At 69.6% G+C, this 13,295-nt stretch carries 13 protein-coding genes and 3 tRNA genes; 12 read left to right on the top strand and 4 right to left on the bottom strand.

The features are described from left to right. Positions 1–11 precede the first annotated feature (11 nt). From test1122_RS16035 to test1122_RS16055, 5 genes are all read left to right on the top strand, one after another. Entirely contained in the window at positions 12–1,613 is a 1,602-nt protein-coding gene (locus test1122_RS16035; RefSeq protein WP_232271932.1) for a complex I subunit 4 family protein, read from the top strand. Continuing rightward, complete coding sequence (locus tag test1122_RS16040) at positions 1,610–3,145, top strand: NADH-quinone oxidoreductase subunit N (RefSeq protein WP_232269850.1); 1,536 nt, start codon at positions 1,610–1,612, stop codon at positions 3,143–3,145. Before test1122_RS16035 ends, test1122_RS16040 begins: the two co-directional genes overlap by 4 nt. 465 nt (positions 3,146–3,610) lie before the next feature. Beyond that, a complete protein-coding gene (htpX, locus tag test1122_RS16045) occupies positions 3,611–4,474 on the top strand; it encodes a zinc metalloprotease HtpX (RefSeq protein WP_232269851.1) in 864 nt (287 codons plus the stop codon). Next, a complete protein-coding gene (locus tag test1122_RS16050; protein WP_232269852.1) occupies positions 4,471–4,866 on the top strand; it encodes a YccF domain-containing protein in 396 nt (131 codons plus the stop codon). The genes htpX and test1122_RS16050 overlap by 4 nt, the downstream gene beginning before the upstream one ends. 199 nt (positions 4,867–5,065) lie before the next feature. After that, on the top strand, positions 5,066–6,508 hold the full coding sequence (locus test1122_RS16055; protein ID WP_232269853.1) for a sodium/glutamate symporter: 1,443 nt from the start codon (positions 5,066–5,068) through the stop codon (positions 6,506–6,508). A gap of 425 nt (positions 6,509–6,933) precedes the next feature. On the opposite strand, the gene test1122_RS16060 is transcribed toward test1122_RS16055, so the two are convergent. Next, entirely contained in the window at positions 6,934–7,422 is a 489-nt protein-coding gene (locus test1122_RS16060; protein WP_232269854.1) for a YajQ family cyclic di-GMP-binding protein, read from the bottom strand. A gap of 185 nt (positions 7,423–7,607) precedes the next feature. Between test1122_RS16060 and test1122_RS16065 the strand changes: the two genes are divergently transcribed. Continuing rightward, positions 7,608–7,689 (top strand) — tRNA-Tyr (locus test1122_RS16065). A 248-nt stretch (positions 7,690–7,937) separates the two neighbouring features. Here the strand turns inward: test1122_RS16065 and test1122_RS16070 are convergent. Further along, positions 7,938–8,435: an EF-hand domain-containing protein gene (locus test1122_RS16070; protein ID WP_232269855.1), complete on the bottom strand. Its 498-nt coding sequence runs from the start codon at positions 8,433–8,435 to the stop codon at positions 7,938–7,940. A 605-nt stretch (positions 8,436–9,040) separates the two neighbouring features. Here test1122_RS16070 and test1122_RS16075 point away from each other — a divergent pair. From test1122_RS16075 to test1122_RS16085, 3 genes are read left to right on the top strand one after another with little or no spacing between them, the layout of a single operon-like run. Then, complete coding sequence (locus tag test1122_RS16075) at positions 9,041–9,265, top strand: hypothetical protein (protein WP_232269856.1); 225 nt, start codon at positions 9,041–9,043, stop codon at positions 9,263–9,265. Next, positions 9,262–9,807 (top strand): RNA polymerase sigma factor, encoded by a 546-nt coding sequence (locus tag test1122_RS16080; RefSeq protein ID WP_232269857.1) that lies wholly within the window; start codon positions 9,262–9,264, stop codon positions 9,805–9,807. Before test1122_RS16075 ends, test1122_RS16080 begins: the two co-directional genes overlap by 4 nt. After that, positions 9,807–10,535, top strand: coding sequence for a hypothetical protein (locus test1122_RS16085; RefSeq protein WP_232269858.1), 729 nt, complete (start codon positions 9,807–9,809; stop codon positions 10,533–10,535). The genes test1122_RS16080 and test1122_RS16085 overlap by 1 nt, the downstream gene beginning before the upstream one ends. Positions 10,536–10,554: 19 nt before the next feature. On the opposite strand, the gene test1122_RS16090 is transcribed toward test1122_RS16085, so the two are convergent. Beyond that, on the bottom strand, positions 10,555–11,214 hold the full coding sequence (locus test1122_RS16090) for an SDR family oxidoreductase (RefSeq protein WP_232269859.1): 660 nt from the start codon (positions 11,212–11,214) through the stop codon (positions 10,555–10,557). Positions 11,215–11,239: 25 nt separating this feature from the next. Beyond that, a complete protein-coding gene (locus test1122_RS16095) occupies positions 11,240–12,604 on the bottom strand; it encodes an amidohydrolase family protein (protein ID WP_232269860.1) in 1,365 nt (454 codons plus the stop codon). Positions 12,605–12,797: 193 nt separating this feature from the next. Here test1122_RS16095 and test1122_RS16100 point away from each other — a divergent pair. The 3 genes from test1122_RS16100 (at position 12,798) to rpmG (ending at position 13,249) form a co-directional block, all read left to right on the top strand. Then, a tRNA-Thr gene (locus test1122_RS16100) sits at positions 12,798–12,870 on the top strand. 49 nt (positions 12,871–12,919) lie between these two features. Continuing rightward, a tRNA-Met gene (locus test1122_RS16105) sits at positions 12,920–12,992 on the top strand. A 92-nt stretch (positions 12,993–13,084) separates the two neighbouring features. Further along, entirely contained in the window at positions 13,085–13,249 is a 165-nt protein-coding gene (rpmG, locus tag test1122_RS16110) for a 50S ribosomal protein L33 (protein ID WP_184775556.1), read from the top strand. The last annotated feature ends 46 nt before the right edge of the window (positions 13,250–13,295 follow it).

Here is a 13,295-nt window from a genome sequence, read left to right on the forward strand (position 1 = left end):
ACGAGACCGTGATGCAGCTCCTCCTCGTCGCCATCGTCGCGCTGCCCCTGCTCGGCGCCGCGGCCGCGCTGCTCCCCGCCCCGCCCGGGCTCAAGGGCAGCAGCCCGGAACAGGCCGTGCTCCGCCACGGTGTCACCGTCACCGGCGTCGTACTCCTGGCCGCGATCGTGCTCGCCGCCGGCTTCGATCACGACCGCTCGGGCACCATGCAGGCCGAGTCGAATATCAGCTGGATCCCGGCCCTGGGCATCCGGCTGCACTTCGGTATCGACGGCATCTCGCTCCCCCTCCTCGTACTGACCGCGCTGCTGACCTTCCTCTGCGCGCTTTACAGCTACGTCAAGCGCCCGGGCGGCGACGGCTCCGCAGGCGCCGCCGCGTCCCCCAGGGCCTTCATCGCCTTCCTCCTCGTCCTCGAGTCCGGCACCCTCGCCACCTTTGCCGTACTCGACCTGATGCTCTTCTTCCTGGCCTTCGAGATGGTCCTCATCCCGATGTACTTCCTCATCGCCCGCTGGGGCGGCGAGGGCCGTGAGAAGGCCGCCTGGAAGTTCATCCTCTTTACGCTGCTCGGCTCCGTCGTCATGCTGCTCGGCCTGCTCCTCGTCGGCCTGCAGGGCGGCACCTTCGACATGGTGGCACTCGCCACTGACAACGGAGCCGGACTGACCCGTACCACCCAGCTCATCGCCGTCCTCGCCATCGGTATCGGACTCGCCGTCAAGACCCCGATGTGGCCCCTGCACAGCTGGCTCCCCGACGCCCACACCGCCGCCCCCACCGTCGGCTCGGTGCTGCTGGCGGGCGTCCTGCTGAAGATGGGCACCTACGGGCTGGTCCGTATCGTGCTGCCCATCGCCCCCGAGGGCGCCCAGTACTTCGCGCCCTACCTCGCCGCGTTCGCGGCCGTCGGCATCATCTACGGCTCCCTCGCCTGCCTCGCCCTCGTACGGCAGGGCGGAGGCAGCGACCTCAAGCGGCTGATCGCCTACTCCTCGGTCGGCCATATGGGGTTCGTCCTCCTGGGCATCGCCACCCTCACCCACACCGGAGTCAATGGCGCCCTGTTCGCCAACATCGCCCACGGCCTCATCACCGGCCTGCTCTTCTTCCTGGTCGGCGCGCTCAAGGAGCGCACCGGCTCCACCGACCTCGACCAGCTCGCCGCCCACACCGACGGCGGCGCGGCCCTCTACGGCAGGGCGCCCCGGTTCGGCGGACTGCTGGCCTTCGGCGCCGTCGCCTCCCTCGGGCTGCCCGGCCTCGCGGGCTTCTGGGGCGAAATGCTCGCCCTGCTCGGCGCCTTCCACCCGGCCGACGGGCTGAGCCGTCCCGCGTATCTCACCTTTATGGCGATCGGCGGCCTGGGCACCCTGCTCACCGCCGCCTACCTGCTGCTCGTCGTACGCCGCGTCTGCATGGGCGACCGGCCCAAGGAGCCCATGGCGGCCACGGAGCAGGCCGCCGTGAGCCTCACCGACGTACGCCCGTACGAGTTCGCCGCCTGGACCCCGCTCGTTGTCCTCACCGTCCTCGCCGGACTCTGGCCCGCGCTCCTCCTCGGGCTCACCAACCCGGCCGTGCAGAACCTCCTGCCAGGAGTCAGCCGATGAGCCCTCTGATCCAGTCCGTCGACTGGCTCGCGATCGCCCCGCCCGTCATCACCGCCATGGCCGGGCTGCTCCTGCTGGTCGCCGATCTGTTCCTGGACGACCGCCGCAAGCCGCTGCTCGGCTGGTTCGCCATCGCGGGCCTGACCCTGGCCGGGCTGACCCTGCTGCCGCTGGCTGTTGGCGACGCGCGGTCGACCTTCTGCCTCACCACCAACCCCACCGTGTGCAGCTATACGGCCGACACCTTCGCGCTCGTCATCCAGCTCCTGGTCCTCGGCGGCGCCCTGCTGACCGCCCTGCTGTCCATCACCTCTGTCGAGGACGACCGGCTACCACCGGGCGAGTTCTGGTTTCTGCTGCTCGCCTCCGCCGCCGGTGCCACGCTGCTGCCCGCCGCCCGCGATCTGGCCACCCTCGTCGTCGCCCTGGAGGTCGCCTCGCTCCCGGCCTTCGCCCTGGTCGCGCTGCGCCGTGGCGACCGTAAGGGCTCCGAGGCAGCGCTGAAGTTCTTCCTCTCCTCGGTCGCCGCCACCGCCGTCACCCTGATGGGCGTCAGCTTCGTCTACGCGACCACCGGCAGCCTGCACCTCAGCCAGGTGGCCGGGGGGCTGCGCCAGGTCGACCCGGCCCTGTCCACGCTCGCCACCCTGGGCGTCACCCTCACCCTCGTCGGCTTCGCCTTCAAAACCGCCGTGGTGCCCTTCCACTTCTGGGTGCCCGACACCTACGTCGGCGCTCCGGTCCCCGTTGCCGCCTACCTCTCCGTCATCGGCAAGGCGGTCGGCTTCACCGGCCTCATCCTCGTCACCGTCTTCGCCTTCCCCTCCTACGCGTCCACCTGGGGCCCGGCCCTGGCCGTGCTGGCCGCGCTCACCATGACCGTCGGCAATGTCGCCGCCCTGCGGCAGCGCGCGGACGCCGAGCGCAGCGCCATCCGGCTGCTGGCCTGGTCCTCGGTCGGCCAGGCGGGATTCCTGATCGTCCCGATCGCGGCGGCGGCCTACACGGACGTCATGCTGAACGCCATCGGCGCGACGGTCGCCTACGCGCTGATGTACGCCGTGGTGAACCTCGGTGCCTTCGCCGTCGCCCTGCATGTCGGACGTACGGCGGCCGCCAACCGGATCACCGACTACCGCGGCTTCTACGCCACCCAGCCGCTGGCCGCCCTCGCCATGGGCTTCTTCCTGCTCTGCCTGGCGGGCCTGCCGCCGGGCATCATCGGCCTCTTCGCCAAGGTCACGGTCTTCTCCGCGGCCGTCAACGCGGGTCTGGGCTGGCTGGCCGTCGTCATGGCCGTCAATGTGGTGATCGCGCTCGTCTACTACCTCCAGTGGACGGCGGTCCTCTTCCGCGCCGCCCCCGCCCCGGCGGTCGCGGCGGCACCCGCCACCACGCTGACCCTCACCCTCACCCGCACCCGTATCTCCGCCCCCCTCGCCACGGCCATCGCCCTGACCGCCGCCGCGGCCATCGCCCTCTCCGCCGCCCCCCAAACAATCCTCCGCCTAGCCGCCGGCACCCTTTCTTAACGACGCCGGGGGCTTTCCCCTAACCCACCCCTTCCCGAAACTGTGGGCTGCCGCCCCCAGACCCCCACCCGTGTTGTGGGCACTCTCCCCCAGCTAACGCTGGGAGGTGCCCCCAGCCCCACGAGGGGCTGTGGGTGGGCACAACCCCCGGCCACCGGCCCGCACCGGGCCACCCCCGGGGCCCCGGGGCGAAGCCCCGGTTTCCGGGAAGGGGCGGGAATTGGGGAACCCCACCCACGGCACCCCCGCAGCCGGGCGCAAGCCCCGCCACGCGGCGGGGCCGCACACCGGCACAGCCGGGAAGGGGCGCCCCCGGGCGAAGCCCGCTAGGAGACGCAGAGGGGGAACCCACACCCGGCACCCGGGAGCCCCCCGCCCGGCGCACCGTGGGGAACCCGCACCACCCACGTCGCGTTGACCAAAGTGGGGGAGGGTTCCCCCGCTGCACCACCTGGAGGGCGCACCGTGCACCGCCGACACAACGGACTGAGGACAGCCCTGCTCCTGGGCACCATGTCGGCCCTCATCCTGATCGTCGGCAGCTTCTTCGGCCGTACGGGCCTGATCCTCGCCCTCTTCATCGCGGTCGGCACCAACGCCTACGCCTACTGGAACAGCGACAAGCTCGCCCTCCGCGCCATGCGCGCCCGCCCGGTCAGCGAATTCGAAGCACCCCAGCTCTACCGTCTCGTCCGCGAGCTCTCCACCGCCGCCCGCCAGCCCATGCCCCGCCTCTACATCTCCCCGACGCTGGCCCCCAACGCCTTCGCCACCGGACGCAACCCGCGCAATGCCGCCGTCTGCTGCACCGACGGCATCCTCCGCATCCTCAGCGAACGCGAGCTGCGCGGCGTCATCGGCCATGAGCTGAGCCATGTCTACAACCGCGACATCCTCATCGCCTCCATCGCGGGTGCCCTGGCGTCCGTGGTGATGTTCCTGGTCAACTTCGCCTGGCTGATTCCGTTCGGCCGGTCCGACGACGAGGAGGGGCCGGGCCTGCTCGGCATGCTGCTGATCCTGATCCTCGGCCCGCTGGCCGCCTCGCTGATCCAGCTCGCCGTCAGCCGTTCCCGCGAATACGAAGCCGATGCCTCCGGAGCCCAGCTCACCGGTGATCCGCTCGCACTGGCCTCCGCCCTGCGCAAGCTGGAAGCCGGTACGAACCAGCTTCCGCTGCCGCCCGAACCCCGGCTGGAGACGGCGAGCCATATGATGATCGCGAACCCGTTCGGCCGAGGGGAGGGCATGTCCAAGCTCTTCTCGACCCACCCGCCCATGGCGGAACGCATCGCCCGGCTGGAACACATGGCAGGCTGGCGACCGTGAAGACCATCCTTAACATCATCTGGCTTGTACTGAGCGGCCTCTGGCTGTTCCTCGGCTATCTGCTGGCCGGAGTGCTCCTGTGCATCACCATCATCGGTATCCCGTTCGGTCTGGCAGCGTTCCGCATCGGCGTATACGCCCTATGGCCCTTTGGCTATACGACCGTTGAGCGCCGGGACGCGGGCGCGCCATCCTGCGTCGGCAACGTCCTCTGGCTGGTGCTCGCCGGATGGTGGCTGGCGCTCAGTCACATCGTCACCGGCATCGCGCTCTGCGTGACGATCATCGGCATCCCCCTCGGTATCGCCAACTTCAAGATGATCCCGGTCTCCCTGATGCCCCTCGGCCGGGAGATCGTCCCGACCAGTTCCCCCGACGCGTACCGCTGGTAGCGCCCCGTCTTCACGAACGGAATCAACGTCACTGCACCGGATGGCCGGACAACCGTCCGCTGTTGGCCGACGAGATCCGGCCGTAAGGACCCCCAGGCGTTTACGGTGGCGAAAGCAAGGTAGCGTCCCCGCTGCACTTGATAATACGTATCGCCGGGCTGGCAGCGACGCCATCCGGATACCGTGGGAAAGGGCCGAGATGTCCCCGGACTCCATTGGCTTCGCGTTGCTCCTCCTGGGAGTGCTGCTGCTGGTGGCCAAGATCATCCGAGTGAAGTGGCGGCTGGCACAGAAGCTCTTCATCCCCAGCTCGATCATCGGTGGCGGCGTAGCGCTGCTGCTGGGCCCCGACATCCTCGGCCGGATCACCTCCGCCCTGGGCAGCGACCGGTTCGCCGAGGCCGGGCTCTTCAGCCCGGAGCTCCTTGACGTCTGGCGCACCCTGCCAGGCCTGCTGATCTCCATGGTCTTCGCCGGACTCTTCCTCGGCCACCGGCTCCCCAGCCTCCGGGAAGCGGGCCGGGTCGCCGGGCCGCAGCTCGCCTTCGGCATGACCCTGGCCAGCGGCCAGTACGTGGTCGGCATCCTGCTGGCGCTGCTGATCCTCGCCCCCGTCTTCGGGCTGCCGGTCTTCAGCGGCGCACTGATCGAGATCGGCTTTGAGGGCGGTCACGGCACCGCCGCCGGTATGGGCGACACCTTCGAGAAGTTCGGCTTCCCCGAAGGACAGGACCTCGCACTCGGCCTGGCCACCGTGGGCATCCTCTCCGGCATCATCGTCGGAATCGTCCTCATCAACTGGGGCGTACGCACCGGCAAGACCGCCGAGCTCAAGAAGAACGCCACCCCTTCCGTCTCGGAACAGGCGGGCTTGGTGGAGAAGGAACGCCGCCGCTCCGCCGGCACCCTCACCGTCCACCCCTCCTCCATCGAACCGCTGACGCTCCACTTCGGACTGCTCGCGGTCGCCGTCATCATCGGCTGGCTCATCCTGAGCTTCTTCAAGTGGCTCGAATCCGCCCTGTGGGCCGACAGCTTCGAACTCTTCGCCCATGTGCCGCTGTTCCCCATCGCCATGATCGGCGGCATCCTGGTGCAGTTCGCCATCCAGGCCTTCGACCGGCACGAGATCGTCGACCAGCAGATGATCGAACGCCTCCAGGGCTTCTCTCTCGACATCCTGATCATCGCCGCGCTCGGCACCCTGTCCCTGCAGGCCATCGCGGACAACCTCGGCCCGTTCCTGCTTCTCGCCATCACCGGCCTGCTCTGGTCCATCGGCGCCTTTGTCTTCCTGGCCCGCCGGATGATGCCCGACTACTGGTTCGAGCGCGGCATCGGTGACATGGGCCAGTCCATGGGCGTCACCGCCACCGGCCTCATCCTGCTCCGCATCGCCGACCCCGAACTACGCACCCCCGCGTACCCGGCCTTCGGCTACAAACAGCTCGCCCTGGAGCCCTTCTTCGGCGGCGGCCTCGTCACCGCCGCGGCCATACCCGTCATGGCCAACTTCGGCGCGGGCTGGCTGCTCGCCGGAATGCTCACCCTCCTCATCGGCTCCCTGGCCGTAGGCCTGCTCCACTTCGGCCGCAAACCCGGCCCCAAGGAACCCACCACCGCCCCAGTCCCAGCCGACTAACCCCACGGGCGGGGCCAGGCTCTTCCCCAGACCCCTGCCCCTGTGTTGTGGGCACTCTCCCCCAGCTAACGCTGGGAGGTGCCCCCAGCCCCGCGAGGGGCTGTGGGTGGGCACAACCCGGCCACCGGCCCGCACCGGGCCAACCCCGGGGCCCCGGGGCGCGAGCCCCGGTTTCCGGGAAGGGGCGGGATACGGGGAAGCCCACCCACGGCACCCCGCAGCCGGGGCGAAGCCCCGCCGCGCGGCGGAGCCGCATATCGGTACAGCGGGGAAGGTGGGGGCACCTCCTGGGGGCACCTCCCAGCGGTAGCTGGGGGAGGAAGGGGGCCGCCCGGCGGCCGAGGGACGGAGACATCGAGGGCGGCGGCCGGGGTCTCCCGGCCGCCGCCCTCGCTATCCCTGCCGGCGCAAGCCCAGCGCTTCCGTCAGCGGTAGTTCACAAACTGCAGGGCGAAGTCGAAGTCCTTCCCCTTCAGCAGTGCGATGACCTCCTGCAGGGCATCCCGGCTCTTGGCGCTGACCCGCAGTTCGTCGCCCTGCACCTGGGCCTTGACGCCCTTGGGGCCCTCATCGCGGATGATCTTTGCCACCTTCTTGGCGTCTTCCTGGGAGATGCCCTCCTTCAGCGAGGAGATGATCTTGTATTCCTTGCCGGAGGCCTGCGGCTCGCCGGAGTCCAGCGCCTTCAGCGAGATCCCGCGCTTCACCAGCTTGGACTGGAAGATGTCGAGGACCGCCTTGGCCCGCTCCTCCGCGTTGGCGCGGATCTCGATCTTCTCGCCCGACCAGGCGATGGAGGCACCCACGCCCTTGAAGTCGTAGCGCTGTGAGACCTCCTTGGCGGCCTGGTTGAGGGCGTTGTCGACCTCCTGCCGCTCGACCTTCGAGACAATGTCGAAACTGGAGTCGGCCATCGTGAGTTGGCTCCTCGTGCGTAGATGTGTCTGGGAAGACGGTCCGCCGCCCCTGGCGGTCCGCGCACGTCAGCCTAGTCGCGCGGCCATGGATTCACCCCCGATGAACCGAGTGGCGAAGCACCCCCTGTCATCGGGTATGGTTTACACCGTTGCCCGGAGCGCGGCTCCGCGCAGCAAACCCAGGCGGTGTGTCCGAGCGGCCAAAGGAAGCAGACTGTAAATCTGCCGGCTCAGCCTTCCCAGGTTCGAATCCTGGCGCCGCCACATTAAAACGACCTCTGACCAGCATGTTTGGTCGGGGGTCGTTCTCGTTTGTCCCCCTTCTTCGCACGCTTGCGCCTACCGATTCTGCCGGGCGTTCCGCCCTGAGCCAGCCGAGTCGGCTCCCGAAGGAGGCCGGTCGCGCTACTGGTCCAGCCGGGGCCGGTCCCCGCCGAACGGTGTCCTCGTCCCCGGTAGGCCGGGCGAGGGATGGGGCCGACCGGGCGGCCAGCGCCCGGCCTGATGGGTGGCTACCTGAGCATGCCGAACAGCGCACTGCCCGGCGCGTCCGGGTCCTCGCTGGTGAGCTGGGTCAGCCAGGCATCCCAGTACTCCTCGAAGTCGATGCGGCCGTCGCCGTCCTGGTCGAGCCGGTCGAATCCGCGCTGAGCCTCCTCGCGCGATGCTCCGAGCTGCTGGACCGTCTGCACCAGCTCGTCCCGGGTGATGGAGCCGTCCCCGTCCGCGTCGACAGCCGAGAACTCGGCCTGGATGGCCGGGCGGAAGGTACGCTCGATCAGCCGGTCGTCCTGGGCCCGGCTTTCCATGGCCCGGTGGAACTCCTCGCGGCTGATGCGCCCGTCACGGTCGGTGTCGACCTCGTCCGCCAGGGCGTCCCAGACCTTCCGGTACTCCCATTCGACGACGTCGGTGTCCCGCGCCGCCGCGGTGACGATGTTGCGGGCGAGTCTTTCCAGGTCGTTCCTTTCGATGACGCCATTGCCATCGGCATCGATAGTGTCGAACATCCTGTCGTATCTGCGCCCAAGGAGGCCAGAGGCCATAGCGGTGACCTTTCTCGTTGTAACGGGGATCGAGTCCCAGGCTTCCGCCCGGAACAGAAATACCAACAGGCTGAGGGCGTATTGCCGGACCAGGAGTGGAATCACCCGTCTGCCGCTGCCATTAACCTGCGGTCGGCATGCACAGGTCGGCGTGCCGTTCGGTCCAGCCCATGCCGTCCCGGGGCGACTACCGGGCGCGCACCCGCGTTCCAGGACCCGTGGCCCTGCGGAGGGCCGACCAGCTCCCTTCCGTACCCGCACGTGACCGCGAGGCCCGCCCCGAATAACCGCACCGTAGACGGAGTGGCCGTTGACCCTGGCGCGGCGTAGTCGCGGGTGGCGAAGCCTGGCGGTTGGGCTCACTCTCGGTGTGGTCTTCGTCACAGCATTCGAGAGGTTGCCTGTTCGAGGGCCTGTGATGGAGGGAGCGGTGCGTTCCTTTCGTAACTAAACGGCTACCTCTTAACTCCAGAGGGTGTTCGCTGCGGTGATACGGGTGGGACCGAGAGTTCCGCCCTCGTCCGCGACGGTGCGGTTGAGGTAAGAGATCACCCCCGAAAGGAGGGCCCGTGGGGCACTCATGGCCCTGGTACGCGCTGGCAATGGTCGGTGCGTACCAGCTGACCGCGGCTGTGCTCGGCGCTGTCGTACGGTGCGCCGTACGCGGCGCCGCACAGGCCGGAGCGGTATGTCGTTGCCGTTCCGCCGCCCGCACCAGCGCGGTTCTTGTCATGTATCACCCGCAGCCCGAAGCGGCTCCCAACGGCCCGTCCGGATCGAGGGAGATCCGGTGACCGAGCCGTCCGAACCAGAGCTGAGCAGGCCGGCTGAACTGCCTGCTGATTTCAGCGCGTTCTTTGAGCAGAAGCAGAAGACGTTTCTGGCCCAGGCCTGTTCACGGCTGCGCTCGTACCACGATGCGGAGGAGGCGGTACTGGAGGCCGGGCTCCGCATCTACTCCAAGTGGGAGCGCATCCTCGCCGCTGAGAACCCGGAGGCCTTGATGCAGAAGATTCTGCACGGAGTCATCGTCGACCACTGGCGGCGGATGGCGAAGCGCCGCATGCGGGAGTGTCCGCTCGACGGTGTGACGGGCAGCGTGCAGCTTCTGGAGCTGCGCAGTCACGACAAGCTGGACCGGGCACTGGAAGCGCTGGAAGTGGTGGCGCCCATGCAGGCCCAGTGCGTACGGCTGCACCACATAGTCGACCTTCCCTATGAGGAGGTCGCCAGGCGCTTGAACATAAGCCTCAGCGCCGCCAAGACCAATGCGCACTTGGGGCGACAGCGTCTGAAGGAAATCATGAGCCCGGCTGATGGGGGAGAGGGAGCGTGATGGTGGAAGACCTCTTGAAGGCGGAAGCCGCTGCGGTGCAACGGCAATTGGCCGACCACGACCCCGCCGCGTTTATGCGGAAGCTCGCGCGGCGCATCGCTGAGGCATCCGAGGCCTCTGACGCGTCTGACGCGTCTGGGGCATCCGAGAGGGCCGAGTCCGGTACGGGGGCGGGGGCCCCGGCCGCCGACCGGGCAGTACGTGGCAGCCGGGCGCCAGCTCCCGTACGTCCGCTGGCCCGGCGGCATACCCACCGGCGCAGGCCGGTCCCCATTGTGCGGGCCGATCCCTCCTGTGCCCCGGATGCCCTGACAGCCGAGCTCCGCCAGCTGTGTGACACCGTGCTGCGCTCCAACGAGATCCACACGCTGGCCGATTTCGCAGCTGACTACGACGCCGCGGGGGCTCGTACCTTCGGCTGTCTGCTGTACTCCCTCGGCAGGGACGAAAGCGCCCTGTACTGGTGGAGGTTCGCGGCCGGTGCCGAGGACGAACTGGCAGCGCACCTCTTGGCGGTGCACCATGCCGCGGTCGGCTTCCAGCCCGACGCCCGGCTGTGGCGCACGGTGGCGCGGATGCTGGGCTTCTCCGTTGACCGGCACCTGCCCCAGCCCGTCCGCAGCGCGGCGGAGTTGGCGCAGGGGTTCGCCCGTACGGTGACGCATGGATCGACGCTGGAGCGCTTCCTCAAGCTGCCCCATCTGCCGGGCGAGCTCGTCGCCGGGTGAGGAGAGGCGTTTTCAGGCGTCAGCCGATGGCTGATGCGACCGCTGCCGGGATGGGGTCGTCGCCGTTCACCAGCTCCAGGGTGCGATCCGCTGTGCGGGGCTCGTCGAGGAGGGCCACCAGGACCGCGGCGACATCGTCGCGGGTGACCTCGTGGTGGCCCGTCGACTCGCCGAGGCGGACCCGCCCGGTGCCGGGGGAGTCGGTCAGCCGTCCGGGGCGCAGGATCGTCCAGTCCAGGTCGGTACGGGCCCGAATGGCGGCGTCCGCGGCGCCCTTGGCGCGTAGATAGGCGGCGAAGACCGCGTCCATATCGGTGGGCGGCTCATCGTCGACGCGCATCGCGGAGACCACGATCAGCCGTCGTACCCCCGCCCGTGCGGTGGCTTCGGCGAAGAGCTCGGCCGCCGCGCGGTCCACGGTGTCCTTACGGGCCGCGCCGCTGCCCGGCCCCGCGCCCGCCGCGAAGACCGTCGCGTCCGCGCCCGTCAGCCGCTCCGCGACCTCCTCCACGGAGGCCGACTCCAGATCGCAGACGACCGGTTCGGCTCCCGTGGCGCGTACCTCAGCCGCCTTCTCCGGGCGTCGGATCAGCCCCGTGACCTCATCCCCGCGCCCGGCGAGCAACCGCTCCAGCCGCAGCGCGATCTTGCCGTTTCCACCAGCGATAACTGTGCGCATGGGCACGACCGTAACGAAGTACCTCCTACCCCTGCGCCTGCCGGGGCAGCCCCGGCCCCGTCACGCTCGAAGCATCCCTGCCGTCCCTCCCGTCCATGCCGCCCCCGCCCTCCCCACCCTCCCCGGTGTCGCAGAACTCCCGTACCGCGCTCGTCCGTGCCACCACCCGGCCACGGTGCAGCACCACCCGGCTGTACCCCAGCGACAGCACCCCCGGCACCGTCTGCCCGCGTACCGCCAGCAGCTCCGCCGGGAAACCGGCCTCCACCCGTACCTCCGGCAGCCCCATCGCCGCCCGGGCCCGGGTGCTCACCGCCTCATAGGCGGCCTGCGGAGCCGCCTCACCCAGCGACGCCAGCAGATACGCGGCCTCCAGCGGATCGCCCCGCCCGACCGGGTTCGCCACGTCCCGCAGCGCACCGCTGCCCGCCGCGACCTGCACACCCGCCGCACGCAGCAGCCGCACCGGTACCGTCCGTACGGGCACCCGTCGGCCCCCCAGGGAGCAGCCGCCCTGCGGCAGGGCGACCACGGTGACCCCGGCGGCCGCGAGCTGGTCCGCGGCCTGGGCGGCCGCCTCCCGGGGCAGCCGCCCCAGGCCGCCGCACGGTCCGATGGTGAGGCCGGGCCGCAGGCCGCGTGCCATGGCGGTGAGCCGGGCCAGCCGGGCCGGGTCGCCCCCGTCCGTATGCAGATCGACGGCGCAGCCGTGCTCCGCGGCGACCTCCAGGACGGCTTCCGTATAGGCGACCGGGTCGGGGTCCAGATCGGGGCAGCCGCCAACGGCGTTCGCGCCCATCTTCACCGCGTCGCGCAGCATCGCCAGCCCTTCGGCGCCGGCCGCGCCGGTCAGCAGCCGGGGTACCGCGACGGTGGTCAGCTCGATCAGGCCGCGCAGCGCGCGCCGCGCCTGGAGTACGGCCTCCAGGGACCGCAGTCCACTGGTACCGCCGATCCGGACGTGGCTGCGGGACGCGGTGGCGCCATGGCCGAGCTGGAGCAGGGCGGCCTCGGTGGTGCGCCGCTGGACATCGAGCTGCCCGCCCGGGGGCGCGCCCCCGGCGTCGCCGATCTCGTCGCCGGTCTCGTCGGTGAGCGCGGTGTCGTGGTGCCCGTGCGGCTCGGCGGGGGCGGGGAGCAGCAGATAGCCGGTCAGGTCGACGCGTGTGCCGTCGGGCCGTGGGGTGGTGGGGGCCAGGCTGCCCGCGGTGCCGACCGCCTCGATCCGGCCGTCCACGACCCGTACGTCCACGGTGCGGCCGTCCATGAGCCGGGCGCCGCACAGGATGAGCGTGCTGCCCCCGGCGGCCGCGGCCCCCGGCTGGTCCTGCTGGTCCGGGTGGTCCTGCTGGTCCGGGTGGTTCGGCTCCTGCGGTTGGCTGTCCGGCATCGGGCTCCCACGGTCCAGTGAATGGTCAAGATCACGGAGTGTGGGTCGAGCGTAGGACGCGGGCGTCCCGCCGTGGCGGAGGCGGGAAATAGTCGTACTGGTGTGGTGTGCGAGAGACGTGGGAAGGACGTCGGAAGGAGGTGAGATACGGATTTCACCTTCGGCGGTCGAGCGTGTAATGTCTTCATCGCTCGCCCCAATAGCTCAGTCGGCAGAGCGTCTCCATGGTAAGGAGAAGGTCAACGGTTCGATTCCGTTTTGGGGCTCTGGTGTGTGAGGTCGTCCACCCGGTGGGTGGAGGGCCGCTCACATCGTGGCGGCGTAGCTCAGTCGGTAGAGCAAACGGCTCATAATCGTTGTGTCACCGGTTCAAGTCCGGTCGCCGCTACTCACTTTCAGTAGCCGATTGTGGGGTCGGTCCTCCGATCGGCTACTCTTTCTGCGTTAAACCCCGACCATCGTCCGTCAAGGAGCACTCACGTGGCTGCCACAGACGTCCGCCCAAAGATCACGCTGGCCTGCGTGGAGTGCAAGGAGCGGAACTACATCACCAAGAAGAACCGGCGTAACAACCCGGATCGGATTGAGATGAAGAAGCACTGCCCGCGCTGCAACGCGCACACAGCGCACCGCGAGACGCGATAACACCAGGCTCGTCCCAGAGGCCGTACCCCACCCGGGGGCGGCCTCT

Origin of the sequence: Streptomyces gobiensis, from assembly GCF_021216675.1 — a bacterium.
In the GTDB taxonomy this organism is placed as follows: domain Bacteria; phylum Actinomycetota; class Actinomycetes; order Streptomycetales; family Streptomycetaceae; genus Streptomyces; species Streptomyces gobiensis.